Annotated in this window: 26 protein-coding genes and 2 pseudogenes; 12 read left to right on the forward strand and 16 right to left on the reverse strand. The window is 57.6% G+C overall.

What is annotated here, in order from left to right:
* Window positions 1–45: 45 nt before the first annotated feature.
* The 4 genes and pseudogenes from AAEZ06_RS18700 to AAEZ06_RS18715 all read left to right on the forward strand — a co-directional run.
* Window positions 46–388: pseudogene (locus AAEZ06_RS18700) on the forward strand (helix-turn-helix transcriptional regulator); the annotation flags it as partial.
* Window positions 348–703 (forward strand): annotated as a pseudogene (locus AAEZ06_RS18705) (nuclear transport factor 2 family protein). The pseudogenes AAEZ06_RS18700 and AAEZ06_RS18705, both read left to right, overlap by 41 nt.
* 43 nt (window positions 704–746) lie before the next feature.
* Window positions 747–1,856 carry a cell division protein ZapE gene (gene zapE, locus AAEZ06_RS18710; protein WP_350615555.1) on the forward strand — a complete coding sequence of 370 codons (1,110 nt, stop codon included), beginning with the start codon at window positions 747–749 and terminating at the stop codon, window positions 1,854–1,856.
* Between the two features lie 115 nt (window positions 1,857–1,971).
* On the forward strand, window positions 1,972–2,463 hold the full coding sequence (locus AAEZ06_RS18715) for a GNAT family N-acetyltransferase (protein ID WP_149414610.1): 492 nt from the start codon (window positions 1,972–1,974) through the stop codon (window positions 2,461–2,463).
* Between the two features lie 193 nt (window positions 2,464–2,656).
* On the opposite strand, the gene AAEZ06_RS18720 is transcribed toward AAEZ06_RS18715, so the two are convergent.
* From AAEZ06_RS18720 to AAEZ06_RS18740, 5 genes are all read right to left on the reverse strand, one after another.
* Entirely contained in the window at window positions 2,657–2,878 is a 222-nt protein-coding gene (locus AAEZ06_RS18720) for a hypothetical protein (protein WP_149414611.1), read from the reverse strand.
* Window positions 2,879–3,032: 154 nt separating this feature from the next.
* Complete coding sequence (locus AAEZ06_RS18725; protein WP_149414612.1) at window positions 3,033–5,273, reverse strand: TonB-dependent siderophore receptor; 2,241 nt, start codon at window positions 5,271–5,273, stop codon at window positions 3,033–3,035.
* A gap of 157 nt (window positions 5,274–5,430) precedes the next feature.
* Window positions 5,431–7,170, reverse strand: coding sequence for a phosphoethanolamine transferase CptA (locus tag AAEZ06_RS18730; RefSeq protein ID WP_149414613.1), 1,740 nt, complete (start codon window positions 7,168–7,170; stop codon window positions 5,431–5,433).
* A 167-nt stretch (window positions 7,171–7,337) separates the two neighbouring features.
* Window positions 7,338–7,514 carry a DUF6026 family protein gene (locus tag AAEZ06_RS18735; protein WP_178114540.1) on the reverse strand — a complete coding sequence of 59 codons (177 nt, stop codon included), beginning with the start codon at window positions 7,512–7,514 and terminating at the stop codon, window positions 7,338–7,340.
* Window positions 7,515–7,816: 302 nt separating this feature from the next.
* On the reverse strand, window positions 7,817–9,028 hold the full coding sequence (locus AAEZ06_RS18740; RefSeq protein ID WP_350615559.1) for an RNA-guided endonuclease InsQ/TnpB family protein: 1,212 nt from the start codon (window positions 9,026–9,028) through the stop codon (window positions 7,817–7,819).
* Between the two features lie 21 nt (window positions 9,029–9,049).
* On the opposite strand from AAEZ06_RS18740, the gene tnpA reads away from it, so the two are divergent.
* From tnpA to AAEZ06_RS18765, 5 genes are all read left to right on the forward strand, one after another.
* A complete protein-coding gene (tnpA, locus tag AAEZ06_RS18745; RefSeq protein WP_350615561.1) occupies window positions 9,050–9,466 on the forward strand; it encodes an IS200/IS605 family transposase in 417 nt (138 codons plus the stop codon).
* An 86-nt stretch (window positions 9,467–9,552) separates the two neighbouring features.
* The gene (gnd, locus tag AAEZ06_RS18750) at window positions 9,553–10,557 is read left to right on the forward strand and encodes a phosphogluconate dehydrogenase (NAD(+)-dependent, decarboxylating) (protein ID WP_350615680.1); all 1,005 of its coding nucleotides are present in this window, start codon (window positions 9,553–9,555) and stop codon (window positions 10,555–10,557) included.
* The gene (gene zwf / locus AAEZ06_RS18755) at window positions 10,554–12,077 is read left to right on the forward strand and encodes a glucose-6-phosphate dehydrogenase (protein WP_350615563.1); all 1,524 of its coding nucleotides are present in this window, start codon (window positions 10,554–10,556) and stop codon (window positions 12,075–12,077) included. Before gnd ends, zwf begins: the two co-directional genes overlap by 4 nt.
* The gene (locus AAEZ06_RS18760; RefSeq protein WP_350615565.1) at window positions 12,074–12,898 is read left to right on the forward strand and encodes a Cof-type HAD-IIB family hydrolase; all 825 of its coding nucleotides are present in this window, start codon (window positions 12,074–12,076) and stop codon (window positions 12,896–12,898) included. The genes zwf and AAEZ06_RS18760 overlap by 4 nt, the downstream gene beginning before the upstream one ends.
* Before the next feature lie 283 nt (window positions 12,899–13,181).
* Window positions 13,182–14,465 carry an NHL repeat-containing protein gene (locus tag AAEZ06_RS18765; RefSeq protein ID WP_350615567.1) on the forward strand — a complete coding sequence of 428 codons (1,284 nt, stop codon included), beginning with the start codon at window positions 13,182–13,184 and terminating at the stop codon, window positions 14,463–14,465.
* A 167-nt stretch (window positions 14,466–14,632) separates the two neighbouring features.
* Here the strand turns inward: AAEZ06_RS18765 and AAEZ06_RS18770 are convergent, their stop codons facing one another.
* The gene (locus tag AAEZ06_RS18770; RefSeq protein ID WP_149414620.1) at window positions 14,633–14,899 is read right to left on the reverse strand and encodes a hypothetical protein; all 267 of its coding nucleotides are present in this window, start codon (window positions 14,897–14,899) and stop codon (window positions 14,633–14,635) included.
* Window positions 14,900–15,240: 341 nt separating this feature from the next.
* Here AAEZ06_RS18770 and AAEZ06_RS18775 point away from each other — a divergent pair, with 341 nt between their 5' ends.
* Window positions 15,241–16,566: a sigma-54 dependent transcriptional regulator gene (locus tag AAEZ06_RS18775; protein ID WP_350615569.1), complete on the forward strand. Its 1,326-nt coding sequence runs from the start codon at window positions 15,241–15,243 to the stop codon at window positions 16,564–16,566.
* A 64-nt stretch (window positions 16,567–16,630) separates the two neighbouring features.
* Here AAEZ06_RS18775 and fapF read toward each other — a convergent pair whose 3' ends face one another.
* The 7 genes from fapF to AAEZ06_RS18810 all read right to left on the reverse strand — a co-directional run bounded on the left by fapF (window position 16,631) and on the right by AAEZ06_RS18810 (window position 22,665).
* On the reverse strand, window positions 16,631–17,920 hold the full coding sequence (gene fapF / locus AAEZ06_RS18780) for a fibril amyloid transporter FapF (RefSeq protein WP_350615571.1): 1,290 nt from the start codon (window positions 17,918–17,920) through the stop codon (window positions 16,631–16,633).
* Between the two features lie 49 nt (window positions 17,921–17,969).
* A complete protein-coding gene (gene fapE, locus AAEZ06_RS18785; protein ID WP_149414623.1) occupies window positions 17,970–18,722 on the reverse strand; it encodes a fibril amyloid subunit FapE in 753 nt (250 codons plus the stop codon).
* A gap of 37 nt (window positions 18,723–18,759) precedes the next feature.
* Window positions 18,760–19,440: a fibril amyloid maturation endopeptidase FapD gene (gene fapD / locus AAEZ06_RS18790; RefSeq protein WP_149414624.1), complete on the reverse strand. Its 681-nt coding sequence runs from the start codon at window positions 19,438–19,440 to the stop codon at window positions 18,760–18,762.
* A 62-nt stretch (window positions 19,441–19,502) separates the two neighbouring features.
* Entirely contained in the window at window positions 19,503–20,246 is a 744-nt protein-coding gene (fapC, locus tag AAEZ06_RS18795; RefSeq protein WP_149414625.1) for an amyloid-like fimbrin subunit FapC, read from the reverse strand.
* Window positions 20,247–20,313: 67 nt separating this feature from the next.
* Window positions 20,314–20,874, reverse strand: coding sequence for a fibril amyloid subunit FapB (fapB, locus tag AAEZ06_RS18800; protein WP_149414626.1), 561 nt, complete (start codon window positions 20,872–20,874; stop codon window positions 20,314–20,316).
* On the reverse strand, window positions 20,871–21,332 hold the full coding sequence (gene fapA, locus AAEZ06_RS18805) for a fibril amyloid chaperone protein FapA (RefSeq protein WP_149414627.1): 462 nt from the start codon (window positions 21,330–21,332) through the stop codon (window positions 20,871–20,873). Before fapA ends, fapB begins: the two co-directional genes overlap by 4 nt.
* A gap of 340 nt (window positions 21,333–21,672) precedes the next feature.
* A complete protein-coding gene (locus tag AAEZ06_RS18810; RefSeq protein WP_350615575.1) occupies window positions 21,673–22,665 on the reverse strand; it encodes a FecR family protein in 993 nt (330 codons plus the stop codon).
* A 306-nt stretch (window positions 22,666–22,971) separates the two neighbouring features.
* On the opposite strand from AAEZ06_RS18810, the gene AAEZ06_RS18815 reads away from it, so the two are divergent.
* Entirely contained in the window at window positions 22,972–24,009 is a 1,038-nt protein-coding gene (locus tag AAEZ06_RS18815; protein WP_350615577.1) for an Ldh family oxidoreductase, read from the forward strand.
* 45 nt (window positions 24,010–24,054) lie between these two features.
* On the opposite strand, the gene AAEZ06_RS18820 is transcribed toward AAEZ06_RS18815, so the two are convergent.
* Complete coding sequence (locus tag AAEZ06_RS18820) at window positions 24,055–24,375, reverse strand: ElaB/YgaM/YqjD family protein (protein WP_350615579.1); 321 nt, start codon at window positions 24,373–24,375, stop codon at window positions 24,055–24,057.
* Window positions 24,376–24,539: 164 nt separating this feature from the next.
* Here AAEZ06_RS18820 and AAEZ06_RS18825 point away from each other — a divergent pair, with 164 nt between their 5' ends.
* Window positions 24,540–24,791 carry a hypothetical protein gene (locus AAEZ06_RS18825; RefSeq protein WP_350615581.1) on the forward strand — a complete coding sequence of 84 codons (252 nt, stop codon included), beginning with the start codon at window positions 24,540–24,542 and terminating at the stop codon, window positions 24,789–24,791.
* Between the two features lie 7 nt (window positions 24,792–24,798).
* Here the strand turns inward: AAEZ06_RS18825 and AAEZ06_RS18830 are convergent, their stop codons facing one another.
* Entirely contained in the window at window positions 24,799–25,347 is a 549-nt protein-coding gene (locus tag AAEZ06_RS18830) for a GNAT family N-acetyltransferase (protein ID WP_350615583.1), read from the reverse strand.
* A gap of 19 nt (window positions 25,348–25,366) precedes the next feature.
* Entirely contained in the window at window positions 25,367–25,831 is a 465-nt protein-coding gene (locus AAEZ06_RS18835) for an LEA/WHy family protein (RefSeq protein WP_133103273.1), read from the reverse strand.
* Window positions 25,832–25,841 lie beyond the last annotated feature (10 nt).

A 25,841-nucleotide genomic window follows, 5' to 3' on the forward strand; every position in this document is an offset into this window, starting at 1 on the left:
TCTTTGCTAAGCTGCGCCGTCTCCCTTTCTTCGAGCGTGATGAGTGTGTCGCGGACCAGCCGTCTATTGACCTTGCTACAACTCCTGCGGGGCAAAAAAACGCCCGGTGACCGCCGCCGTGCTGGCCACGGAGTTGGAGGTGTCCGAGCGCACGCTTTACCGCCATATTGCTGAATTGACCGCGCTGGGTGCGCCGATCTTCGGTGAGGCCGGCGTCGGGTATGTGCTACGCAGCGGGTTGTTCCTGCCGCCCTTGATGCTTAACGCCGACGAGACGGAAGCCATCGTGTTGGGCTTGCGTTATGTTGATCAGCGCGGCGATGAGGTGCTGAGTCAGGCGGCCGCGAATGCACTGGCGAAAATCGAAGCCGTCCTCGATCCTATTGCCCAGGGCGATTGCCGCTTACATTGCTGCCGCCAATGCCGGTGATACATCAGCTGTGCCTCATTTTTTCGCCGACGATGCCAATGTATTCGATGAGGGTGACACCAGGTTGGCACCGCCGCCATCGCCCGCTGGATGGAAGATAACGGCCGTCGTTACCAGCCCAGGGTCGAAGTGCTCGATGTTCAGCAGCGCACCGGCAAGGTGCTGGTGAACAACCTGATCACCGGCAGCTTTCCCGGTAGCCCATTGCAATTGCGCTACACTTTTCGGCTCAATGAGCAGGGCAAGATCTCGCGGCTGGATATTTCCCTGTAACGCAGTCTTCGAGGCATGGCGCCGCCATGGCATACTGCCTCTTATGACTTTCGACTCGCCACTCGCTGCTTATCAACATGCCCTCGATGAAAACGACTTTGTCCCCGACAAGGCCCAATGGCAGGCCGTGCAAGCCCTGCAACACTGTCACGAAGCCTTGCATCAAGGCCGCACGCCCATCACCGGTGTTTATCTGTGGGGGCCGGTCGGTCGTGGCAAGACCTGGCTGATGGATCAGTTTTACCAGAGCCTGCGGGTGCCGGCGCGGCGCCAGCATTTCCATCATTTCATGGGGTGGGTGCATCAGCGCTCGTTCCAGTTGACCGGCACCCATGACCCTTTGCAGGCTTTGGCCAGGGAGTTGAGCCGAGATGTGCGGGTGTTGTGCTTTGATGAGCTGTTCGTCAATGACATCGGCGATGCCATCATCCTTGGTCGACTGTTTCAGGTGATGTTCGAGGAAGGGGTGGTGATGGTCTGCACCTCCAATCAACCGCCAGACCAACTCTATGCCGACGGTTTCAACCGTGATCGCTTCCTGCCTGGAATTGACGCGATCAAGCGGCATATGCAAGTGGTGGCGGTAGACGGTAGCGAAGACCATCGGCTGCACCCCGGCGCGGCAGTACAGCGTTACTGGGTTGACCAGCCGCAGGCGCTGGTTGAGCTGTTTCAAGGCATGAGCAATGGGCAGCAGACCAGCGACGAGCCAGTTATTGTTGGCTACCGTTCGATCGCCGTGGTGCAGTCCAGCGACACCGTATTGTGGTGCCGTTACGCCGACCTGTGCGAACAGCCATTGGCGGCCATGGATTTCATGCTGCTGTGTGATCGATTCAAGGCCATTTTGCTCGGTGAAGTGCCTAACCTGAGTGCGCAAAAACGCCCTGGACGAATCGCTCGCGGCACCGAAGACGGCGCCCTGCGTGTGGATGCTGGAGATCGCCAACTGCCCGAGTTATCGGTGCATGACGACAGCGTTCGTCGCTTTATCGCGTTGGTGGATGAGTGCTATGACCGTAAGGTGGCGCTGTATATCGAAGCCAAGGTGCCGCTGGAAGCGCTCTACACCGAAGGGTATCTGGAGTTTGCGTTCCGCCGCACCTTGAGTCGTTTGCAAGAGATGCAGCTACAGCGCTTCGGCCAGCCGTGAAAGAAGACTCCTGCGCGAAGATGTCGTTAATCTCCTTCATCTAATGCCTGCGCCATGCTTACAATCAGGCCTCCCAGGGGAGGTCATCCCCATCAAGCTGTTATCGAGGAAGGAAATGGACGCCGCAGAAATACTGGTGCTGCAAGCAAGCTATAGCAATCCCGTGCATGCCGAGGCCATTGGCCTGGTACTCAACCACTACGCGCAAGACCCCATGGGCGGTGGCCAGGGCTTGCCTGCCGATCGACTGCTGCAACTGCCGGCCGAGTTGGCCAAGCGCCCTCACGCTTTCAGTGTCCTGGCCTTTGTCGGCGGCGAGCCAGCCGGATTGGTGAACTGTTTCGAAGGGTTCTCGACCTTTGCCTGTCGGCCGTTGGTCAACGTCCACGACGTGGCGGTCATGGATAAATTTCGCGGTCTGGGCCTGAGTCAGAAAATGCTGCAAAAGGTCGAGGAAATCGCCCGTCAGCGCGGCTGCTGCAAGATCACCCTGGAGGTGCTTGAAGGTAATGCCGTGGCTCAGGGGGCGTATAGCAAGTTTGGGTTCGACGACAATATCTTTGATCCGGTCCACGGTCGAATGTTGTTCTGGAGCAAGGCGCTTTAATGAGTGCGCTATAGCCAGGATTAACTTGGCGTTAACACTTGAATCGTTTGGTCTAGTTATTAACTGTCAGAAAGGCGTTAAAGTTAGTCATATCGACCAGTGGTAATTTCCAGACATAAAAAAAGCGCCCGATTTCGGGCGCCAAGTTGACCTTCACCATCGGAGCACAATGACGCAGGGTAGTACGGTTAAATCAGCTATTGGGTTGTTGCGCATCGGTAGACTGCTCGGTCGCACCGGTTTTTTTGCTCTTTGCATCGGTGGAGGCGGTCTGTTCTGTCGTGCCGTGGGTTTGTTCCTGGATGAAGCTAAAGTTGTTGTAGAACTCCTTCGAGCGCTCGCTACCGCCTTCTGCAAGGGCTGCGACGGAGGTCAGGCCCATCAGGCCGGCAAGCATCAATGTCGAAAGTTTCATCGTGTGTGTTCCCATTAAGAGTAATCGGTATCCGCTCCGTCCTTGATCAGATTCATGGGCGTACTCTGCAGCACTTGTATTAAGTGGAAGTTAACGTCAGCGAATCCAAAGTTAGCGATTTTGTTAACTTTGGATAGAGGGGGCTCAAGTGCGATTAAAGCTTCCAGTCCAAACTCAACGTCATGGTACGTGGGTCACCCCAATAAACGCCGTTATAGAAACCGACATTGTTGTAGTACTTTTTATCGAAAAAATTATTTACGTTCAGTGACGCCGATAGGTGCTTGTCGAACTCATACCGAGACATGAGATTGACCAGAGCGTAGGCCTCCTGACGGATTGCAGTGCTCTGGGTAATGATGTCACCGTCGGCATCGCGCCCAACGGGACGGCCGGCGTAGCGGTAGATGTCGCTCTGCCAGTTGACCCCAGCGCCTACGGTGAGCGCCCGCCACTGACCTGGCAAACGATAGGTGGTGGAGGTGCGCAGCAGATTTAGGGGTTGCGCCGTGTTGTTGCGTTCCTTTTCACCATTCACGGAGTGGGTGTAGGTGTAACCCGCTTTAACATTCCAGTCGGGCAGGACTTCGCCTGCGATCTCCAGTTCAAACCCTTGTACCTTGTTACCCACGCCGCCGGACTTGTAGTACTGCTGACCATTGGGGCCCAGCGGTATGGAGTCATCTATTTCAGCCACGTTGTCCTGAATAGTCCTGAACACGGCGCTGGAGAAGGTTAGTCGATCATTCAAAAGGCTGCCCTTGAGTCCCAATTCGTAGCTCTTGCCAACGATAGGCTCCAGGTATTTGTCGCTCACGTCTTTTTGCGTCTGCGGCTTGAAGATATCGGTGTAACTCACGTAGGCGGTGAAATCCTGGTTGATGTCGTAAAGCAAGCCGGCATATGGCGTCCAGACATCATTCTGGGTCTGGCTGCTGGGGTGCACCTTTACCAACTGTCGGCCCTCATAGTCATAGTTGGAGCTGCTGGTTTTCCAACTGCCATATCGACTGCCGAGCACAGCATGCCAAGCATCGTTCAGACTCAGGCGGGTCGCCAAGTAGCCGGCTTTTTGATAGGTACTGCTGTTGTTCGCGTCCATGCTGGTGGTTTCATCGGGAAACTCAGGAATGTCACCTGTATTTGCCCAGTCTGGAATCTCCAGGTAATTATCCGGCATGTCCCCCTCAATAATGTACGGCGAGGAATCCCGGTGCCTGGCCTGGCCATAGCCGATCATGGCCTCATGCTCACGCCCCAGCAGCGAATAGGCGCCCGCAATATTGAAATCTACGGCATCCATTTTGTCGTCGCCGCTGAAATGGCTGCTATAGGCACTTATTCCACTTCGGTCAGGATTCGGATAGCCGCCACCGCCGTAGTAGACCTTGCCGTCGGTTTCGCTTTCCCTGTGTGTATAGGCTGCTTTGAGGCGCCAGTCGTTAGCCAATCGTTGATCCACGGTGGCGAACAGGGTGCGATCGGTGAGTGGCCAATTGCTCCAGGGCGTGGTGATATTGTTGGAGCGCGGCATATTGGCCTTGTCACCCAAGGAGTTCCAATAGGGCACGCTGCCCCAGGTAGCCCCCTCGATTTGTTTGTCCTGATAGTCGTAACCCACTGCCAGCACCGTATCTTCGCTAAGGTCCGCTTCGAGAATGCCGTAGCCGACCTTACGCTCAAGGGCATAACGATCGCGGAAGGATTTACTGTCGCGGTAGGCCAATACCGTACGCCCGCGTAAGCGACCATCGAAACCCAGGGGGCCGCCAACATCGACGTAGCTGTAGTAATTATCGTAACTGCCTGCACTGCCACCGATCTTGGCCGCCCATTCATGGGTAGGGCGTTTTCGTACCATATTGATGGTGCCTGACGGGTCGCCTGCGCCCGTGGTCAGGCCGGTGGCACCGCGTACCACTTCGATGCGGTCATAAATCACCGTGTCGGAGTCGGACTTCAATCCAGAGAAGGTGTTTAGCATCCCGTCGATCTGGAAGTTCTGAATGCTGTAGCCACGTGAATAGAAGTTGAAGCGTTCGGAGTCGTTGCGCTGTACCACCACGCCTGTGGTCTGGTTCATCACCTCGCTCAAGGTGCCGAGCTTGAAGTCATCCATCTGCTGGCGGGTGATGACCGAAACGGATTGCGGAGTTTCCTTGATCGACAGGTTCAGGCGTGTCGCCGTGCTCATGGCTCCGGTCGTGTAGGATCCAGTGCCTTCGGTATCCGATCCCAGACTATCAGCGGTGATATTGGTACTGGCTAGTTCAAGGTCCTTGGCGGTCTCGTTGACTTTCTGATTAGCGTCGTTTTCAGCCAGTAAATCCGGGCTCAGCGCAACGCTGAAAAGCCCCAGGGTCAAGGTCATGCAACGGGTAATAGGCGCGAACATCGCGGCGAACTCCTTGTCGTCTATGAAAAAAATGCCATTGGCTCAAAGACGAAAGGGGCAGGGGATCTTTAGGGTCAAACGAGAATAATTGTTATCTTTGTGTTTCGTCGAGCCGGGTTTCACCGCATTGCGCGTGTGAACCCCGGGTTCGTCGGTGCTACTTCAAGACCACCTTGGCCGGGTCGCTCTTGGGTTTCATCAGGCTGAAATCGATCAAGGCTTTCTGCTGGCGCTCATACGGGTTGCCAATCATCAGGGGCCGCGGCTTGAAGCTGTCGCTGACCAGGCTCCTGCTGCGGTCCAACTCATCGAAACTCAAGCCGGCCATGTCTGCCCAGGTGTGGATCAACTGCGAACTGCTGTAGGGACGCTGCAGGTCGCCTTCGACGTTCCAGTCATGGTTGTTGCGCCACTTGGGCGAGGCCCATGTCATGAACGGAATGGTGTACATCGGCGCCGTCGGCTTGCCTTCGTTGCGGCCCAGGGTGCTGTGACCCGCAGAGTCGAACACGTCTTCGCCGTGATCGGAGAGGTACAGCAGGAAGCCATTGGGATCTGTCTTGGCGTAATCCTTGATCAGGCTAGACACCACAAAATCGTTGTACAGCACCGCGTTGTCGTAGCTGTTGTAGGTCGGCAACTGGTCATCGCTGATGCCAGCAGGGACGCCCTGGCGATCCGTGAACTTGTCGAAAGTCGGCGGGTAGCGGTACTGGTAGCTCATGTGCGTGCCCAGCAGATGCACGACGATGAACTTGCGCTCGGCGGTGTCGGCCATAGCCTTGGAGAACGGCTCCAATACGTCGCCGTCGTACTGACGGGCGTTCTGGTTACGGTTGTTGTTCAGGTACACCTGCTCGTCGGCCTGTTCGGAGAACGTGGTGAGCATGGTGTTGCGCTTGGTCATGGTCTGCTGGTTGGTGATCCAGAAGGTCTTGTAACCCGCCTGCTTCATGACGCTGACGATGGACGGGGTCTTGAGGTACAGGTCCGGGTTATCTTCGTCGGCGAAAGTCAGCACCTGTTGCAGTGCTTCGATGGTGTACGGGCGCGGAGTGATGACGTTGTCAAACACATCCAGTTGATTACGCAGCTTGTCCAGTTCCGGCGTGGTACTGCGCGGGTAGCCATACAGGCTCATGCGCTGGCGGTTGGTGGACTCGCCGATCACCAGCACCAGGGTCGACGGCTGGCCGGCCATGCTGTCCTTGAGATTGGTCAGGGGCGCGATCTTGCTGACGTTGTCCAGCATGCCTTGCATGTTGTCCAACTGTTCGGTGTAGCGGCGGTAGGCGACGATCATCTGCCATGGTACTGCCGGCTCGATGCGGGTCTCGAAGCGGTCCATGGCCAATTCCATGGTTTCGCTCTTGGCGATCTGCCTGACCAGCGGGTAGCCGATAACGGCGATCAGAATGGCGGTGGCAGCCAGTATCGCCTTGCCTCGTGGCAGGTAGACCGCACGCACACGAGTCCAAAGGAAGACCGCAACGGCGGTGTGGGCGATAAAGGCCAGCACAATCCACCAGGCAAAGTATTGGGTGGCGTACTCACCTGCTTCAGAGATGTTCGACTCGAACATGATGAAGATGACGCTTTGGGAGAATTCCTGCTGGTAAATGAAGAAATAACCGAGGCTGGCCATGGAACAGGCCCACAGCACCACGCCAATCAGCGCAGCGAGCAAGCGGGTTCGCTTGGGAAACAGCAACATGGGCGCCAGCCACAGCGCGCTCATGAAGAAGGCTTGGCGGAAACCGCTGAAACCCGAGGTGCCGGTCAGTTGGATCAGCAGTTGGGTAATACCCGAGAAGTACCAAAAAAACAGGAACATCCAGCCAAGGCCGGCCCAATCAAAACCTTTCGCAGACTTAGTGCTGCGTTTGAACATCGCCATCCAGCGCTCCACCCGATAATTTTTCCATTTGTCGCGCACTGAAGGCACACGACAGCGGCCCCCCGTACGGGGTGCGGCTTTATTGCGCGGGATTATCAGGAGGGACGTGTGAAAACTTTGTGAGTTCTGTCTGAGTGATATTGCCTACAGCACAGTAAAACGAGGGTTCAGCAGATCGCGGCTTGCCCGTTTGACGGTTGTGTGAGCTGGGCTTGCAGGTGCGAGCGCAGACGCATGACTTCCTGCTGCAACTGGTCGCGCTCGTCTTTCAACTGGCGTAACTCATCGCGACGGATGGTGACATAGAGGGTTTGTGGCGGACGCGTCATGTGTACAGTGCTCATTGCTTACCTCGCAAATAGCCGGTGTATCGCGGTGCCAGAGCGCTTGAATCGAGGTTCTCGGCAACAGTCAGGGCAATTCTGATTTCTTTTTCGACGCAAGGGAACTTTTTTATTTTTTATTGTCCTGTGACTTTTTTGCCAGTGATGGTGAAACAGTGGCAACTTTTTGTCATGAAACTATGGTGAATGGCTCTGGACTAACCCTCATTAGCCTCATTGCACTTTGACATCCTCCCCACCTCTCGGCCTGCTACGCAGGACCTCCCCAGACACGCTGGAAAGGAGGGGGATTCCTACCGTGTTCAGCCTGTTAGGGCTGACTCACCTCGGCGGGTTCCTGCTGCTGACGGCCTGACAGCGCCGCTCACTTCACAGGCGAACCGGGCGTGTCCCGCCCTTAATACATTGATCGCACCGACTACATCGGCGTTTTCCTCGAAGCCACACTCGACACATCGGAACTGAGCTTGAGTCTGCCGGTTGTCCTTGCAGACATGAGTACAGCATGGGCAGGTCTGGCTTGTGTAGTGCGGGGGGACCGCAACGAGGTAGCCACCATTCCATGCCAGCTTGTAGTCCAGTTGTCGCCGAAACTCGAACCATCCTTGGTCGAGGATGGATTTGTTCAGGCCAGACTTGGCCCGAACATTCGTTCCCGGTTGCTCACTATCGCCTGCTGATGACTTGGACATATTCCGAACCTGCAAATCCTCGACACACACCATCGCGTGGTTTTTGCTGATGGTGGTTGTCGTCTTGTGCAGGTAGTCGCGGCGAGAATTGCCGATACGGGCGTGAATACGCTGGACGCGGGCTTTCGCCTTCTTCCAGTTGTTGCTGAATTTAACCTTGTGGCTCATCGCCCGCTGAGCTTTGCTTAGGCGTTTCTCATGCTGCCTAAAGCTGTTGAGCGGCTTATAGAAAGTGCCATCTGAAAGCGTGGCGAACCGCGTGATTCCCAGGTCGATGCCCACTGCGTTGCCTTGTGGGGATGGCTGCTCTACCTCACGCTCCGTCTGGATACTGACGTACCACTTGCCGCAAGACAGGCTGATGGTGATGTTCTTGGCCTTGCCCAGAATATCGCGGCTGTTGCGGTAGCGCATCCAGCCCAGCTTGGGCAGGAAAATACGATTGTTGGCTTCGTCGATCTTGAATTGTTTGCTGTCCGGATAACGAAAGCTCTCGCTCTTCCCTTTACGCTTAAAGCGTGGAAAGTCGGCACGTTTAGCGAAAAAATTGGAATAGGTCCGCTCAAGGTCTTTGAGGGCGTATTGAAGTGCTTGGGATGGCGAGTCTTTCAGCCATTCAAAGCCTGCCTCTCGCTTCCATATGGGTAGCCGGGCAGCCATTTCAACATAGCCGATGAACTTGTTTTCGGCCTCATGGTTGGATTTCTGTAAAGCCAGCGCCTTGTTAAAAACGAACCGACACGACCCCGCAAAGCGGCGCATTTGCCGCTCTTGATTGCCGTCTGGCATCAGTTCGTACTTAAAGGCTTGGAGTCGTTTCATCACTCGACTATAGTTTGGCCTATGAATGATGACAATGATATTAGGCATGGCAGACATTGTGTTTTTTTTATGCACGCTCACTTGGTCTTTGTAACAAAATACCGCCGAGATGTGTTCACAAAACCCATTCTGGATGACATGCGAATCGTCTTCGCCAGTGTATGCCACGATTTCGAGGCTGAACTGGTGGAATTCGATGGGGAGGACGACCATGTACACCTGCTGGTTAACTACCCACCGAAAGTGGCCATCTCAGCATTGGTGAACAGCCTTAAAGGGGTATCCAGCCGTATGATCCGCAAAAAACACTCACAGAGCATTCAAAAGAAACTGTGGGCCGGAGCTTTGTGGTCCCCGTCCTACTTCGCCGGTAGCTGCGGTGGGGCCTCCATCGGTGTCATTCGCCGATACATCGAGCAGCAGAGAACACCTCTTTAGGACAGCTTCGCCGTCCGCGCTATCCATCCCTGCCCTGAAGGGCGAGGTTTTTCGCGCAAACGGATAAACTGTGCCACACATTTATTATTCGTAGTAAGGAGCATCAGCACATGCAACTGGGGATTATTGGACTAGGCCGCATGGGCGGTAATATTGCGCGCCGCCTGATGCTCAATGGGCATACCACCGTGGTCTACGACCGCAATGAAGCGTTCGTCAAAGGTTTGAGTGAAGAGGGCGCCACCGGCGTTGCTGGCCTGGCTGCCCTGGTGGCCGGGCTGCAAAAGCCCCGGGCGGTCTGGGTGATGCTGCCGGCGGGCGATCCGACCGAGACCACCATCCAGGATCTGAGCGAACTGATGGAACCCGGCGATATCATCATCGACGGCGGCAATACCTTCTACAAAGATGACATCCGTCGGGGCAAAACCCTGTCGGAAAAAGGCCTGCATTATGTGGACGTCGGCACCTCCGGCGGCGTGTGGGGCCTGGAACGCGGCTATTGCATGATGATTGGTGGCGATGCCGAGACAGTCAAACACCTGGACCCGATCTTCGCCAGCATGGCCCCAGGCTTGGGCGACATCCCACGCACCAAGGACCGTACCGCCACTGATGACCGTGCCGAGCGTGGCTACATCCACGCCGGCCCAGCCGGCTCCGGGCACTTCGTCAAGATGATCCACAACGGCATCGAATACGGGATGATGCAGGCGTTCGCCGAAGGTTTTGACATCCTCAAGACCAAAAACTCGGAGAACCTGCCTGAAGAGCAGCGTTTCGACCTCAACGTGGCTGACATCGCTGAAGTCTGGCGTCGCGGCAGTGTGGTCTCGTCCTGGCTGTTGGACCTCACGGCCGACGCCTTGGCCACTGACCCCAAACTCGACGGCTATTCAGGTTCCGTCGCCGACAGTGGCGAAGGGCGCTGGACCATCGAGGCGGCCATGGAGCAGTCGGTGCCGGTCCCGGTGCTGTCCAACTCGTTGTTCGCCCGTTTCCGCTCCCGCCAGCAAAGCACCTACGGTGACAAACTGCTCTCGGCCATGCGCTTCGGCTTTGGCGGTCATGTGGAGACTTCAAAAAAATGACTGCCAACGGCAAGAAACTCAAGGCCGAACCCGCTCCACCCACCACTCTGTTTCTGTTTGGCGCCCATGGCGACCTGGTCAAGCGCCTGCTAATGCCGGCGCTGTACAACCTCAGCCGCGACGGTTTGCTGGGCGATGGCCTGCGCATTGTCGGAGTTGATCACAACGCCATCAGCGATGCCGACTTCGCCAAGAAACTCGAAGACTTCATTCGCACCGAGGCCGCCAGCAAGGTCAAGGGCAATGCCGAAAACGCCCTGGACCCAGCCTTGTGGGGCCAGTTGGCCAAGGGCATCAGCTACGTCCAGGGCGACTTCCTCGACAACAGCACTTACAGCGACCTGGCGGCGAAAATTGCCGAGAGCGGCACCGGTAACGCAGTGTTCTACCTCGCCACCGCGCCGCGTTTTTTCAGTGAGGTGGTACAACGCCTGGGCCGGGCCAACCTGCTGGAAGAAACCCCCGAGGCCTTCCGTCGAGTGGTGATCGAAAAGCCTTTCGGCTCTGACCTTGTCACCGCCGAAGCGCTAAACGCCTGCCTGCTCAAGGTCATGAGTGAAAAGCAGATCTACCGCATCGACCATTACCTGGGCAAGGAAACGGTACAGAACATCCTCATCAGCCGTTTCTCCAACGTGCTGTTCGAAGCGTTCTGGAACAACCATTACATCGACCACGTACAAATCACCGCCGCCGAAACCGTTGGCGTGGAAACCCGTGGCAGCTTCTTCGAACACACCGGCACCTTGCGTGACATGGTGCCCAATCACCTGTTCCAACTGCTGGCAATGATCGCCATGGAACCGCCGGCTGCCTTTGGCGCCGATGCGGTACGTGGCGAGAAGGCCAAGGTGATTGGCGCCGTGCGCCCCTGGTCCCTGGAGGATGCGCGGGCCAACTCGGTGCGCGGCCAGTACACCGCAGGTGAGATTGGCGGCAAGCAATTGCCCGGTTACCGCGAAGAGGCCAACGTTGCACCCGACAGCAACACCGAGACGTTCGTAGCCCTCAAGGTAATGATCGACAACTGGCGCTGGGTCGGCGTGCCGTTTTACTTGCGTACCGGCAAGCGCATGAGCATCCGTGACACCGAAATCATCATCTGCTTCAAGCCCGCGCCTTATGCGCAGTTTCGTGACACCGGAGTTGATGAGCTCAACCCCACTTACCTGAAGATCCAGATCCAGCCCAATGAAGGCATGTGGTTCGACCTGCTGGCGAAAAAGCCTGGGCCGACTCTGGACGTGGCCAACATTGAGCTGGGCTTTGCCTATAAGGACTTCTTTGAGATGCAGCCGTCCACTGGCTACGAAACCTTGATCTACGACTGCCTGACCGGCGATCAGACCCTGTTCCAGCGCGCCGACAACATCGAAAACGGCTGGCGTGCGGTGCAGCCTTTCCTCGATGCGTGGAAGGAAGATGATGGCGTTCAAGCCTATAAAACCGGTGAAGATGGCCCGGCGGCGGCCGATGCGTTGCTGGCCCGCGATGGCCGGACCTGGCGCAGCCTCGGATGAGTGATGCCGCGATCCATCCCATCCGTTTTGTCTTGAGTGATATGGACGGCACCCTGTTGCTTCCGGATCACAGCCTCAGCCAACGCACCATTGACTCGGTCCGCGCCCTGCGCGAAGCCGGGGTGTTTTTCAGCCTGGCCACCGGGCGGCCACCCAAGGCCATGTTGCAGCAGATCGAAGCCTTGGGCGTTGACGTGCCCACGGCGGGGTTTAATGGCGGCACCCTGGTCAATCCGGATGGCAGCATCCTGATTGCTCACTGGTTGCCGGCAGACGCGGCGCTGATCGCGTTGGCGTTGTTCTGCGATCAACCTGATGTGGAAACCTGGGTATTTGCCGATGGCGACTGGATGTTGCGTGATCCGGCGGGCCCCATGGTGCCTCGGGAGCAGCATGGCCTGGGGTATGCGCCGGTGGTGGTGGAAAGTTTCGAGCCGTTCCTGGACCGGATCGACAAGATCGTCGCCGCCAGCACCAATACCCAGTTGCTGATTGAACTGGAGGCGCAGTTGCAGCCCAAGGTTGAAGGACTGGCCCAGGTATCGCGCTCACAGCCGGTCTACCTCGACGTGACCGCGATGAAGGCCAACAAGGGTGAGGCGCTGGCGACGTTGGCGGCCCACCTGGGTGTTCCCCTGGAGCAGACGGCAGCCATCGGCGACGGCGGCAATGACCCGGCAATGTTTCATGTGGCTGGCTTGTCGATTGCCATGGGGCAGGCCGAAGAGGCGGTCAAGCGCCAGGCCAACGTGGTCACCGGCAGCAATATCGAGGACGGCGCAGCAGAGGCCATTGAGCGGTTTATTCTTTCGGCGCGCTGAGGCGCAACGCCCTGCGATAGGCTGCCGTCATCCTGACCCAGTTGATCGTTCCCGCGTAAACGGGAACGATCTTCACCGCTAATAACTCCCCCCTAGCCAGCGCTGAGGCATTGTTGTTTGCCTCACTACCAAGCGTCCCATAAAGACACTGGATTGGCTGCTAAACCATGAAAACTGTTATTTCTGATAGTTGCGAAAACCCTTTGGCGTCGATTGAATAAGCCCCGACAGTTGTCACTTGCCGACGTGTATGGCTCGGCCATTGTTTTACCCAGAGGCGTGTATGTTCGCAAATACCGCAAATGCCTGGTGGCCAGGCGCAGCGGGCGAGCCTGACCTGAGTTTTGGCGAGTCAGGCAAGGCGGCCGTGATTATGCATGGGGTTGATTCCTGCCAGGTCAACGGCTTGGCGTTGTGTCCGGACGGCGGTTTGCTGGTGGCGGCTAAAGTCTATCGGGGCCGCAGGACGGGCTTGGGGTTGGCCAGGCTTGACGCCAAGGGTTCGCTGGATCAGCGCTTTGGTCGGTCGGGCGCGGTGGTCGATTGTTTTGAAGGCCAGGGGGACGCCATGGCTGACAAAGTGATTCAGTTGCCGGATGGGCGAATCCTGTTGGTTGGGCTGCATTACGAATGTCGCCATCAGTTATTACCGGCCTTGGCGATGTTTCACCCGGACGGGCAACTTGACCCAGGTTTTGGTGATGCCGGCAAGCAGGTAGTGCGATTGCCGGGCGGGCTCTCCAGCGGCACTCGCGATACGTGGCTACCGCCAGGTATACCCGGCGCCGAGGCCTGCGCGGCGTGTGTGCAACCTGACGGTCGAATCCTGCTGGTAGCCAATCATTCTTTTGAGCTGGCCAATCACACGGGGCTGCTGATTCGCCTGGAGCCTGATGGTCGCCTCGATACCACGTTCAATGGCCGTGGTTTTGTCATGGTGCGGCGTTTGCTGCTCAGCACTTGGTTGTCCAGCGTCCACCTGCAGTCGGATGGCGCCATCGTTGTGGCAGGCTCTATCGATTTTCCCCAGCAGGCGCTACTGGCCCGTTATCGGGCAGATGGCAGTCTGGATGAAACGTTTGCCGAGCAGGGCTTCGCACGAATCTCGGCGCAAGGGCGAAACGCCCATTTTAGCCAGGTTATCCAGTGCCGTGACGGTCGTTTGCATGGTGTGGGCAGCAGCCGTGAGCCGATCCATGCCATGGCCCTGGCCGTCGATGCCGACGGTGAGGGTGATCCGGCATTCAATCACGGCCAACCGTCACTGACGGCGATTGCCGACAGCCCGTGCCAATGGCAAGCGGTGGCGGAGCAGGGGGATGGAAAGCTGGTCATGGCCGGCGCAACAATTGGTGGTTTTACTGCGGATTTTGTTGTCGCCCGGCATCTGCCAGATGGCAGCCCGGACCCGACCTTTGCCAGCGGTCGTGGTTGGGTCCGCACGCGACTGGGGCGTAGCGTGGACACCGCGACGGCACTGGTTCTACAACCAGATGGCAAGATCCTGCTGGCCGGTCATGGGCGGGATGGGGCGTTTCGTGGGGTGGTGACGCGCTACCACGGCTGACAGTTGAAAAGGCGTGCATCCAATCCCGAACAACTGCTTTATGTTCTTCGCACGAACATTTCTTATGAAGTAGCGCAACGGTGTTCTTTATCGAGGTCGTTAATCGTTAGATCAACCAGGGCCTGGAATGAAGATCAATGAGACCGCACTCCAGGCTCTGCGAGTCGTTACTTGGGCATTGCCCAGGATTGTAACTGGTAGCCGTTTTTATCAAGTTCGGCTCGCGCTTGCAGCAGCAGGGATTCCAGTTGCTTGGGATCGGAGTACGCGCTGAGGGAGATCTGTTTGCGCCCGATGCGGTTATTGGTGCGGTCGACAACGGACAGGCTGAGTTCGCCATTGCCGTCTTGCGGGGCCCACGCCACACATTGAAAGGGTTCAAAGGCGTGGCCGGCGATCAAGAGTGCTTCGTTGAAACGGAGCGGGGCGTTCATGGGGTCTTCTCTCTAAATGCCCAATCAAAAGATGTGCCGTCGGTTGGGCTTACCGTTCGGCTAGTACCTGTACTGATGCACGAAGGCGGGGTACGGGTCACATGCTAGAGCAAGAAAATTCAACTTTCCCTGATTAAAGTCATGTAAATCGTGGTTTTGAAAGCTCATTGAAAGTTTGAACTAATGGGTTTTTCTATTTGTTGGCTGCTCAAGGAAGTATTTGTCAGCGGACTTATAGCGAAACGATACAAGGGGGCGTCAAGATCTTGCTAGGGTTAGCAACAACCCTTCCAAACTGTTGTTTCTAAATAACTTAATGATTTTGACGCCAAGGAATAGTCATGGTTGTTACACCTGCCCTGCGTCGTCTGCTTGTGGTCGAGCCCTGTGGTGACTGCGACCGGCTAATACCCGGTTTGCGCATGGCGGGATGGGCAGTTGACAGCTGCGCCCTGGAAGCGGTCGGTGACCGATCCTGCGACGTGGGGCTGCTGCGCCTGCAGCCGTTTCACCTGGAGCGGCCCGAGGCGATCAAGGAGTTGATCAGCCGCAGCGGTACGGAATGGATCGCGGTGCTCAGCCAGGACGTGTTGCGCCTGCAAAAGGTCGGTGACTTTGTTTGCGAGTGGTTTTTCGACTTCCACACTTTGCCGTTTGATGTTTCCCGGGTCCAGGTCACTTTGGGCCGGGCCTTTGGCATGGCGCGGCTGCGCGGTAAAGGCAACGCCCATGTCGATGAAACGGAGCACGAATTGTTGGGCGACAGCCGCCCGATCCGCGAACTGCGCAAGCTGCTGGCTAAACTGGCACCCACTGAATCGCCCATCCTGATTCGTGGCGACAGCGGCACCGGCAAGGAACTGGTGGCCAAGACCCTGCACCGGCAGTCCCAACGCCATGCCAAGCCATTTGTGGCAATCAACTGCGGGGCTATCCCTGAGCACCTGATCCAGTCCGAACTCTTTGGGCATGAAAAAGGTGCGTTTACCGGCGCCCATCAACGCAAGGTCGGTCGTATCGAAGCCGCCCATGGCGGCACCTTGTTTCTCGATGAAATTGGCGACCTGCCAATGGAATTACAAGCCAATCTGCTGCGTTTTCTCCAGGAGAAACACATCGAGCGGGTCGGCGGCAGCCAGCCGATTCCAGTGGATGTACGGGTATTGGCGGCTACCCACGTCGACCTGGAAGCGGCAATCGAGAAGGGCACCTTTCGCGAAGACTTGTATTACCGGCTCAATGTCCTGCAAGTGGTGACCGCGCCCTTGCGTGAGCGTCACGGCGACGTCGGGATGCTGGCCAACCACTTTTCTCATTTCTACAGCCAGGAAACCGGCCGGCGCCCCCGCAGTTTCAGTGAGGATGCGTTGGTAGCCATGGGCAAACACGGCTGGCCGGGCAATGTACGTGAGCTTGCCAACCGGGTACGGCGCGGCCTGGTGTTGGCTGAAGGGCGGCAGATTGAAGCGCTCGATCTGGGCTTGCAAAGCCAGCATGCAATTGCGCTACCTATGGCTACACTGGAAGATTACAAACACCGCGCCGAACGTCAGGCGCTGTGCGATGTGCTCAACCGGCACAGCGACAACCTGAGTGTCGCGGCCCGCGTGCTGGGGGTTTCCCGGCCCACGTTCTACCGGTTGCTGCACAAACACCAGATCCGCTAGGGCGGGTAAACAAAAGCCCCGTCGCGACCCTTATCGCGGCGGGGCTTTTCCCTTTGCGGGCTGATCAGAAGTAGTACGGGAATTTCAGGCTGAAGGTGAAGTCCGGCGCATCGTCGGTCATGCCGATGGAAAGGTTGGGCACGATGGTCAGGTTTTCACTGGCCGCAATGGTCATGCCGACGTTGAAATAACCGGCGTTGGCATCGCTGGACACCACCGATTGCCAGTCACCGCTGTCAGGCTTGAGCTTGCTTTTGCGCTGAATCAGGTCCGAGACCGAGAACGACATGCTCATTCTCTCGTTCAGCGCAAAGGCGACACCCACGCCTATCTGGAAGCTGTCACCCAGGCGTACCTTGCCACCGATTTTTTCGTTGACCGTGGAACTGATGTCGTCAAACGAGTCTTCGAAGTTATGGGTGTAGGACAAACTGCCAAACAGCACCGCCGGGTCGAAGGTCTTGACCAGGGAGATGCCTGGTGTGATCGACCAGACGCCGTTGCCGGTGGGCAGGTTTTCTGGCACATACAGGTTGCTGTTATTAGGCGAACGCACCAGCTTGATGCCGAATGGTTCCTCGCCTGTTGGGGCCTTGACCCGCAGCGAAACCACGGCGTCCGGCAGGTTGGGCGTTTCATCAAGGAATTTGTAGGCAATCCCGAAGTTGACGTCGCCGATTGTCGGGTCGCGAGTGACAGACTCCTCTGAAGTTGCTGTACCGCTGCCGCCATTGGCGCCACCGGACTGATACGTCGACTCGCGGTATATCACCGGCACGTTCACGTCGAACTGCCAGCGATTATCCAGGTTGTAGCGCCCGGTCATGTCCAGGGTCCAGTTATCGGCCTTGATCCGGTCCAGGTTGATATTGCCGAGGAAGATCGAATCCAGTGCCAGGAAGCCATTAAGCGTCAACTGACGGGCATCGTAGCGGGCGTAGGTGACGCCGGTTTCAAAGCTGAACTTGCCATTGCCAAAGAAACCGCTGGCCTCGTTGTACAGGTTGCTCACGCTTTGCGCAGGGGCCGAATCGTCCTTGAGCGACTGCCCATAGGAACTGCCACCCGCCGCAGCGCCGGAACTGCTGGCGGCAACGGTGCTGCCACCTTTCTTGAAATCGGCTGGTGATTTGGCCAGGCGTTTGGGCGCAGGCGTTGCGGGTTGATCTTCGACCTGGCGAACCCGCTGTTCCAGCACCGCGAGGGCTTTTTGCTGCACTTCATAGCGTTGCTTGAGTGCCAGGAGCTCCTGTTTGAGCGTTTCGATATCTGCGTCCGGCGCGGCGTACAACATGGTTGCGGGCAAGAGCGTGCTTAAACAAACAACGGCACGTAGCGATAACGATCGATGCATGAAATAAGCCGTCCTTTTCTAATACGTAGGTGTCGAGGGTCAGCGTAGTTCAATAACCGAGAGTGCGGAGGCCCTTGAGTTGATCGAGGTTGCAGTTCAGAGCGCCGCTGTTGAGGCCACTGTTATTCATCACCACATTGAGGGTGGTGGTATTAAGTACCTGGTTGATATTGCCCGTCAGGCGTACCGCTTGTTGCATGCCGCCTTGGGCAATCCTTTGCAGGGAATCGCCCTGGCCATTGCGGGCCTGGATCGCCATATTGATGCCGCCCCCGGCGTTGGAAATGCTGACCTGACCTGCGCCGCTGGAACCGCTGAGGGTGCCGCCGGCCATCAATACCTGTCCCGACTGCACGACATTGCCCGCAGCCAAGCCGTTTTCGCTGATGTTGATGCCGACATTGTTGTAGGCGCTGTTGCCATCCCCGGCCGCGCGTACGCTCTGTGTTACGCCTGTGCCGCTGCCCAGGCCCGCACCGCCGACCACTGTGCCGCTGCCGATGGTTGGATTCGAAGTTGGACCCTTGCCGGAGTCTGCGGTGGCGGAGACATAAAATTGCGGGGTAATGGTGGATGCGTCGATGTTCATGCTGGCTTTGCCGGTAATGCTGTCACCGGCAGCGTTGGTCCAGGTGCTGCTCATGACAATGCCGAAACTGATGATCCGCCCGGGCATCACAAAACGACCGCGCAGCTCGGCCAGTTCCGAGTCTTTCATTTCTATTGGCTTAAACACCGATGAAGCATAAGCGGGCATTGAGGCTGCCAGGCACATGACCGTCAGCCAACGGAAAGTGTTCATCATTTGCTCCTGGAGCGTCCTGCCCCTTATTGCGCTTCTAGAAGAAGTCGCTCTGGATGAAACCGAAGTCCATCAGCTCTGAATCCCGAACAGGACTGAACTCGTTCAGTTTGTTCTTGGCGGTCAAGGGCGTCGGTGGGTCGAGCAGGGCGTTGGCCTTGTCATAGCCTTCGCCCAACACCGCGAACACGATGCCGTTCCAGCCCTTGATGAAGTCGTCATGGGAGTAGCGTTTGTTGCCCAAGACAGAGTCTCCGATATAGACCCAGTCCTTGTCAGCCCGCTGCATCACCACGAAGTGTTTGTAGCCGCGAATTTCCAGCAGCACCACGACGGGGACTCTCACTGTGACCAAGGTTTCTGGCGCTATCCGATAACCTTTTGCACGCATGCCGATGCTTTCGAGGTAGCGCTTCATGTCTAGCATGGAGAAACCCTGGGTTCGCACCAGGTCCTGATCGGCGTTGATCAGCATGCCTTTGATGACGTGAGCCTCATCGACGTCCAGCCAGAAGGCTTGGCGCAGGATGGTTGCCAGTGCCGCGGCACCGCAGCTGAAATCGGTTTTCTGTTCCACCAGGTTGGCGAACCGGCGCTCGCGAATGCTCTCGACCTTCTTGAAGATCACCGCACCGCCGGGCATGGCGGAGATCGCCATTTGCCCTGCCCAGGTAGGGCCGGCGAGCAGTAACAGGAAGGTGAGGGTGGCGAGTCGCATGATCGAATGACCTGATGGACACTGGAATTAAAAAGGGCCTTGTTGCCAAGGCCCTAGTTGGATCAGAAGCTCAGCTTGCTGCCGCTTGCGCATACAGTGCAGCCGCTGCCCAGAGACAAGGTGTTGCTTTGTTGGTTGCCCGAACCCGCGGCAACGTTGATCCCGATGTTGCCGGAAGCGTTGTTGCCAGAGTTGTTCAGGCTGGCGTTGTTGGTGACGTATTGAGGCTTGCCATAGCCGTGCTTGGAAGCAGCCTGGTTGAGGTAGCTGTTGTTCAGCGACACTTGCTCGGTGTTTGCCACAGCGGCAATCGAGGTGCCATCGGCGGTCACGATAGTCAGGTTGTTTTTCTGTTGGTTACCTTGACCGGCTGCGACGTTGACGCCCACGTTACCGGAGCTGTCGTTGGCCGAGTTGTTCAGGGATGCATTGTTTTGCGTCCCTTTGTTTACGAAGTTGTTGTGTTTGCTTTGCTGGAAGATATCGGCCTCGGCGAGGACGTACCCGGCTTTGCCGGCACTGCTGGTGATTGCGGCGGCATTGTCTTGCTGGTTACCGGAGCCAGAGGCCACGTTACCACCCAGGTTGCCGTCGCTGTTGTTCAGCGAACCGTTAGCGGCTGCATTGTTGGCGGTTTTCGTGTCGTCGAACTTGTTGTTTTTGCTGACTTGAGAATCAGTCACCACCGCAGCGACGACACCGGTTGGAGTGGGTTTGTATTTGTCGCTAGTGTCAGCTTGTGCAGCAACAGCCATGAGCGCAGCCAGAGCAAAAACCAGTGGTTTAAGAGCCATTGTAGGTTTCATGGTGTATCTCCTTGCTTCTAATTAGTTGGTTAAGTGTTGGTACGGTGTTGCACACAACCATCAGGGGTTACCTGATGTTCACGTTCAGGGTGTTAGCCACTCGGTTCCCCACCCCTGCACTCTGGTTCACCTGAATCACGCCCCGGCTGCCGGTGAAGGCCTGGTCGCTGGTAACGACCTGGCGGCTGCCAGTGGGTGAGGTGAGCCCTGAGTCTGGTAACAGCGTCATGTTCTGTTGCGACAGGACGCTGTCATCGATGCCCTGCGGGCCAGCACTAATGCTGATCCGCACGGCATTGATCATTTGGTTGTTGGCCCCGGCCGACTGGTTGACCCCCAGTACACCGCTGCCATTGCTGAAAGAAGAACCCTGGATCACCGCCTTGGCATTCAGGGATGGATCGGCCTTGCCGTCGAGTTTCTGGATGAGCGCGCCGCCGACCTGGGCATGGGCACCGATGGCGATGGCGCGGCTGTTGATTTGTTGTTGCTGATTGCCGGCGGCCTGGTTGACTGAGAGATTGCCGCTGTACTGTTTGCCGGAGTTATCGATCACGGCATTGTTGTTGCTGTCGGCCATGACTGATGAGCAGCCCAGCGCGAGAAGAAGCAACCATGAGCGGCTCATTGCTGCGCCCCCATCATGCTGCCGATATTGCTCAACGGGGCCATGCCACGCTGGATCGAACCGTTTATTTGCCCGGAGATGCTGCTACCGCCGCCGCCATGACCTGCCGCTGCGCCAGCTCCCAGGGTGGACGAACTGGTCCCGTGGGACGTGCTCAGGCCGGGAAGGTTGCCGTTGGGCAGAATGGCGCGAGTGATGGTGGAACCGCTGCTGACCCCGGCGATATCGTTATCGCTGAGTTCGCCGCTGGTGGCGCGCAGTACTTGTGCCGCGGGGTTGACGTTAACGGTGGTTGGATAAGGGTCAGGAGCGAAGGAGGAACGGCCAGCCATATGACCCTGCACGTTGCGACCAATGACGATGACACCGTCGCCCGCGAGGGCTGGAAGACTCACACTGGTGCTGAGTACACAGCTGATCAGCAGTAGGCTCATCGAGCCTGAATTGAGAGTGACCACGGCAGCATTCCTTGTTTTTAACGCTGACCCTAAACAGCGTTATCAGGAACAGAGCAGGAGCTGTGCCGCTTTTTATTTTTATATATTATTCAATGGGTTGGCTTTTATCATCGCGATGCAGGCAACCCGTGTGTATCAGCGCTGAGACAACAGTACGTCGATCTGCCCAGCAGTCGCCCTTGCCGGGCATGGGCACGTCGCGGGGCGTTACCTGTATCAGAGATGAAACACGTATGATGACAAAACAATGAACCCGCAGCCGGCGGACGTTTCAGGCAGGCCAAGTGTCTCAAAAGTGGACACTTGGCTTATGGCAGGGGGTGTGCGCCGCAGGGGCAGTTCAAGTCTTGGGCGCTTTGCCCGGTATCGAGTTGATTACGGGGTTGCCATCCTGGTTCTGGGTCAGGTAAACCGGCAGGACCTTGGGCAGGGAGGAGACGAGGTTGTTGACTTCATGGATGTTGTAGATCCCGCCAATGCGAATGGCGCCGGTGCTGGCGTCTGCCAGCATCATCGGTTTGCTCAGGTAACGATTGATCAGCGGCAAGGCATCGGCGAGGGCCAGGTTGTCGAGAATCAACTTGCCCGTACGCCACGCCAGGGCGCAATCGTCTGGCGCGATCGGCGTCACATGAGGGCGGGTGTCGCCATGGTCGTAGCGGGCCTGCATGCCAGGGGACAAGCTCAGGCCACTGTGGCCCACATCGCTGGTGACCTGCACCGAGCCTTCGAGCAACATGATCCGGACCTGGTCTTCGTATTTCCAGACGTTGAACTGGGTACCGGTAACCCTGATCCGCCCATCACCGGCCCGGACCACAAAAGGGCGCAGGCGGTCATGGCTGACGTTGAAGAATGCTTCACCTTTTTTCAGGGTGGCTCGACGCTCGTCCTTGTAGTTGCTGTAGACCAGTTCGGTGCCCAGGTTCAGCTCCACCTGACTGCCGTCTTCCAGGGTGACTTGTCGCAGCCCGCCCTCGGCCTCGTAATGTTTATACGAGTTGGGCAACCAGCCAGCTTCCCAGCCCGTGAACGCGGCCAACGGCAACGCCACCAGGCATACCGCAGCGGCTATGGCATAGGTACGCAATAGGCTGCGCGGTGCGATTCGTGCCACCGGCGCTGTTTCGTTGCGAGGCAAATGATCGGCGACGTCCCAGATTTCCAGCATGGCTGCGTATTCGAAGGCATGCAGCGGATGTGCATCATGCCACTGTTCAAAAGCCTGACGTTCGGCAGTCGTGCAATCGAAAGCATGCAGACGCATACACCAGTGCGCAGCGGCATCGGTGATGGCGTCATATTCGGCTTCTGAAAGGGACTGTTCGGTCATTTGCTCTTCCTAGTTTCATGCATTCTAACCTTCCCGGCACGGTGCCGAGAACAGCCATCATGGCGAATGAGCATCAATGTGGAACTAATTCTTGCCCCAGGCACCCTAAAAATCAGGATATGTAAGTCATTCTCTCTCAAGCCTGGGAGTCCACCCAGCCCAGGAGTGAGTGGTGTAACGCCAGCGTTAAATAAACAGCGTTGTACCGAAACGGGTGGTTGACAGGCCACTCGCTCGGCGTTGTTTAATCCAGAGGCTGAATCCAGCAGGCTGTTGCCCCCTCCAATAATTACTCTGGAGCTTCAGATGTCAGCCACGCCCGTTATTGCTGCAAGTGACTCGCAGACTATTGCCTTTCCCGAACTGGTTACCTTGCTCAAGCAGATTTTCCTCAACCACGGCACCTCGCCTGACGTCGCCGCCGTGATGGCAAACAACTGTGCCAGCGCCCAGCGCGACGGCGCCCAGAGTCATGGGGTGTTTCGCATGCCCGGTTACGTATCGACCCTGGACAGCGGCTGGGTGGATGGCAAGGCTGTACCGATTGTCGAGGATGTCGCCTCGGGGTTTGTCCGGGTGGATGCCTGTAATGGCTTTGCCCAGCCAGCCCTGGCCGCCGCCCGCCCGTTGCTGGTGGAAAAGGCCCGCAGCGCCGGTATCGCAGTACTGGCCATCCGTAACTCACATCATTTTGCGGCGCTGTGGCCCGATGTCGAACCCTTCGCCGACGAAGGTCTGGTGGCCCTGAGCGTGGTCAACAGCATGACGTGCGTGGTGCCTCACGGTGCTGATCGGCCACTTTTCGGTACCAACCCGATTGCCTTTGCCGCTCCACGGGCCGACGGCCCACCGATTGTCTTTGACCTGGCCACCAGCGCCATCGCCCATGGTGATGTGCAGATCGCCGCGCGCAAGGGTGAGCGTGTGCCGCCCGGTACTGGGGTCGATAGCCTGGGCCAGCCGACCCTGGACCCCAGGGCCATCCTCGAAGGCGGCGCCTTGTTGCCGTTTGGCGGGCACAAGGGCTCGGCGTTGTCGATGATGGTCGAGTTGCTGGCGGCAGCACTGACCGGCGGGAATTTTTCGTTCGAGTTCGACTGGTCCAATCATCCTGGTGCCAAAACACCGTGGACCGGCCAGTTACTGATCGTCATCGACCCCAGCAAAACCGCCGGGCAAAACTTTGCCGAGCGCAGCCAGGAACTGGTGCGGCAGATGCACGCTGCGGGGTTGCGGCGTTTGCCGGGCGATCGTCGTCATCGCGCACGGGCGAGGGCCGAGGAGGAGGGGATTGTTATCGAGGTGGCGGAGTTGGCGCGGTTGCGGCGGTTGGTGCAAGGTTAACTCGGCCGACTGTGGAGCGAGCAAACTCGCTCCACAGGGAAAACCTCAGTTACGACGACCCAACAGCAGGCCGACCACCAGGCCGAAGCCTGCAGAAATTGCCACGGTCTGCCATGGGTGACCACCGATATAGGTTTCGGTAGCGTCCACCATTGGCTTGCTGCGCTCACGCACGCTGGACACCGAGTCCAGGGCCTGCTTGAGCTTGAGGGCTACCTGCTCGCGCAGGGTTTCACCTTCTTCGCCCACCAGGGAGGCGCTGCTCTTGAGCAGCTTGTCCGATTCCTCGATCAGCGCCTGGAGTTCGCTGAAGGCTTGATCCTTGATTTGTTCTTCGACGGCTTGCGCGGCAGTTTTGCGGGCCATTGGGTGACTCCTTGCAGGTGAATGTGACAGCGAACAATGGAGTATTCGCCGGCTGAAAAAGTTGCAGCTTTTTTTTCCGCTGGCCTGGACTGAGCAAAATCCAGAGCGGGAAATTTCGACCTACAGTGTAAGATGTCACCTATTTGTACCGCAGGGAATTCCACATGAGCTTCAATCTGGCCAACAAGCCCCTTGCCGAGCGCGCTGAGCTCGAAGATGAAAAGTCCCGTCTGTATGACTTGTGGCAAAGCAACCTGGGCAAGGCCAAGGGCGAGGGGGCCCGCTTGTTCGGCGAGCGCGCCAAGCGCAAGGGCAAATGGGCTGAATGGGTGCGCTCGGAGCTGGACGGCATATCGCCGCCGGAGTTCGCCAACATGGTGCGTAGTGAAGTCAATCGGTTGATGGCGGCCAAGTAACTGCGTTTTATCGCTGACTAAGCAGCCATTCCTCGCGGGTCATTTCCCAGATATCCCGAGGAAAATTACCTGCGACGAACCTGCCTTCGTCGCTTCTGATCAAGCGCATGCCGGTGCGCTCGGAAAGCCGCCGCGACGCCAGGTTAGGCGCGGCCTTGGGCACCCGCATCAGCGGGCGCTTGAGCACGTCGAACCAATACTCGGTCACTGCTGCACTGGCCTCGGCCATCAAGCCCTGGCCTTGCCAGTGCGGGCCCAACCAAAAACCACGGTTGTTGTCGAGCTCATCCATCAGGCTGACGTTGCCAATCAACTGCTCAGGTGCGGTTTTAAGACGGATCGACCAATGCCATTCGCAACCCGCAGCGATAGCGGGCAGGGCGACTTTTTCCAGGTAGGTTCGAGCACCATCGGCCGGGTAGGGCCAGGGCACCATGGCGTTGAGGTAGCGCACCACTTCCCAGTGAGGAAACTGCTGCTGGATACCCTCGGCATCGTCCAGGGTCAGGGGTTTGAGGATCAAGCGTTCGGTGTACAGCGTCGGTAGTACGTCCATGTAGTGGTGACCTCCTTGTTTACCAGGTAGCGGCCGCGTTCGGCAGGTCGAGGGTGCCGCGATCGACAAAGCGCATGGTCCCGAACAGCCCGCCCGCCAGCTTGCCCCGCAAGACGTAGGGCAGGTTGTTCAAGCTCTGGGTCTGGCTCAGGCCCAGGGTCTGACGTAACACAGAAAAAGCTGAAACACTTACCGGCACCGTCAGGACGGTCTCGGAAAAGCGTGGGATGGAACCCTGCTGATCACTGACCCCAGCTGCCAGCGGCCGGCCATTAACCTCCAGGTCCAGGGCCACGCCGTTGTAGTCGATGGCGGTTTCGTTGGGGTTCTGTACCCGCAGTTTCACCGCGAAGCGCACTTCCAGGTCCTGGCTTTGCAACGGCTCGATACCCACTACATTGATGTTCACCGGGTCGCGATTGGGGAATAACGCGCAGGCGCTCAGGGTAAACAACAGCAGGGACAGGACAACGAGGTTGCGCATGACAAGGTGC

The sequence above is a fragment of the Pseudomonas sp. HY7a-MNA-CIBAN-0227 genome, assembly GCF_040310325.1.
GTDB lineage: Bacteria > Pseudomonadota > Gammaproteobacteria > Pseudomonadales > Pseudomonadaceae > Aquipseudomonas.

Bases quoted from the DNA above. Each gene is read 5' to 3' on its own strand.
- AAEZ06_RS18835 (WP_133103273.1), bottom strand. From the start codon at position 25,831: ATGCGCAACCTCGTTGTCCTGTCCCTGCTGTTGTTTACCCTGAGCGCC.
- tnpA (WP_350615561.1), top strand. From the start codon at position 9,050: ATGAATGATGACAATGATATTAGGCATGGCAGACATTGTGTTTTTTTT.
- zwf (WP_350615563.1), top strand. From the start codon at position 10,554: ATGACTGCCAACGGCAAGAAACTCAAGGCCGAACCCGCTCCACCCACC.
- fapB (WP_149414626.1), bottom strand. From the start codon at position 20,874: ATGAGCCGCTCATGGTTGCTTCTTCTCGCGCTGGGCTGCTCATCAGTC.
- AAEZ06_RS18830 (WP_350615583.1), bottom strand. From the start codon at position 25,347: ATGGACGTACTACCGACGCTGTACACCGAACGCTTGATCCTCAAACCC.
- fapD (WP_149414624.1), bottom strand. From the start codon at position 19,440: ATGCGACTCGCCACCCTCACCTTCCTGTTACTGCTCGCCGGCCCTACC.
- AAEZ06_RS18715 (WP_149414610.1), top strand. From the start codon at position 1,972: ATGGACGCCGCAGAAATACTGGTGCTGCAAGCAAGCTATAGCAATCCC.
- AAEZ06_RS18740 (WP_350615559.1), bottom strand. From the start codon at position 9,028: ATGAAACGACTCCAAGCCTTTAAGTACGAACTGATGCCAGACGGCAAT.
- AAEZ06_RS18810 (WP_350615575.1), bottom strand. From the start codon at position 22,665: ATGACCGAACAGTCCCTTTCAGAAGCCGAATATGACGCCATCACCGAT.
- AAEZ06_RS18825 (WP_350615581.1), top strand. From the start codon at position 24,540: ATGAGCTTCAATCTGGCCAACAAGCCCCTTGCCGAGCGCGCTGAGCTC.
- AAEZ06_RS18765 (WP_350615567.1), top strand. From the start codon at position 13,182: ATGTTCGCAAATACCGCAAATGCCTGGTGGCCAGGCGCAGCGGGCGAG.
- AAEZ06_RS18730 (WP_149414613.1), bottom strand. From the start codon at position 7,170: ATGGCGATGTTCAAACGCAGCACTAAGTCTGCGAAAGGTTTTGATTGG.
- AAEZ06_RS18820 (WP_350615579.1), bottom strand. From the start codon at position 24,375: ATGGCCCGCAAAACTGCCGCGCAAGCCGTCGAAGAACAAATCAAGGAT.
- AAEZ06_RS18725 (WP_149414612.1), bottom strand. From the start codon at position 5,273: ATGTTCGCGCCTATTACCCGTTGCATGACCTTGACCCTGGGGCTTTTC.
- AAEZ06_RS18815 (WP_350615577.1), top strand. From the start codon at position 22,972: ATGTCAGCCACGCCCGTTATTGCTGCAAGTGACTCGCAGACTATTGCC.
- fapF (WP_350615571.1), bottom strand. From the start codon at position 17,920: ATGCATCGATCGTTATCGCTACGTGCCGTTGTTTGTTTAAGCACGCTC.
- AAEZ06_RS18770 (WP_149414620.1), bottom strand. From the start codon at position 14,899: ATGAACGCCCCGCTCCGTTTCAACGAAGCACTCTTGATCGCCGGCCAC.
- AAEZ06_RS18775 (WP_350615569.1), top strand. From the start codon at position 15,241: ATGGTTGTTACACCTGCCCTGCGTCGTCTGCTTGTGGTCGAGCCCTGT.
- AAEZ06_RS18735 (WP_178114540.1), bottom strand. From the start codon at position 7,514: ATGAGCACTGTACACATGACGCGTCCGCCACAAACCCTCTATGTCACC.
- AAEZ06_RS18720 (WP_149414611.1), bottom strand. From the start codon at position 2,878: ATGAAACTTTCGACATTGATGCTTGCCGGCCTGATGGGCCTGACCTCC.
- zapE (WP_350615555.1), top strand. From the start codon at position 747: ATGACTTTCGACTCGCCACTCGCTGCTTATCAACATGCCCTCGATGAA.
- fapE (WP_149414623.1), bottom strand. From the start codon at position 18,722: ATGAACACTTTCCGTTGGCTGACGGTCATGTGCCTGGCAGCCTCAATG.
- fapC (WP_149414625.1), bottom strand. From the start codon at position 20,246: ATGAAACCTACAATGGCTCTTAAACCACTGGTTTTTGCTCTGGCTGCG.
- AAEZ06_RS18760 (WP_350615565.1), top strand. From the start codon at position 12,074: ATGAGTGATGCCGCGATCCATCCCATCCGTTTTGTCTTGAGTGATATG.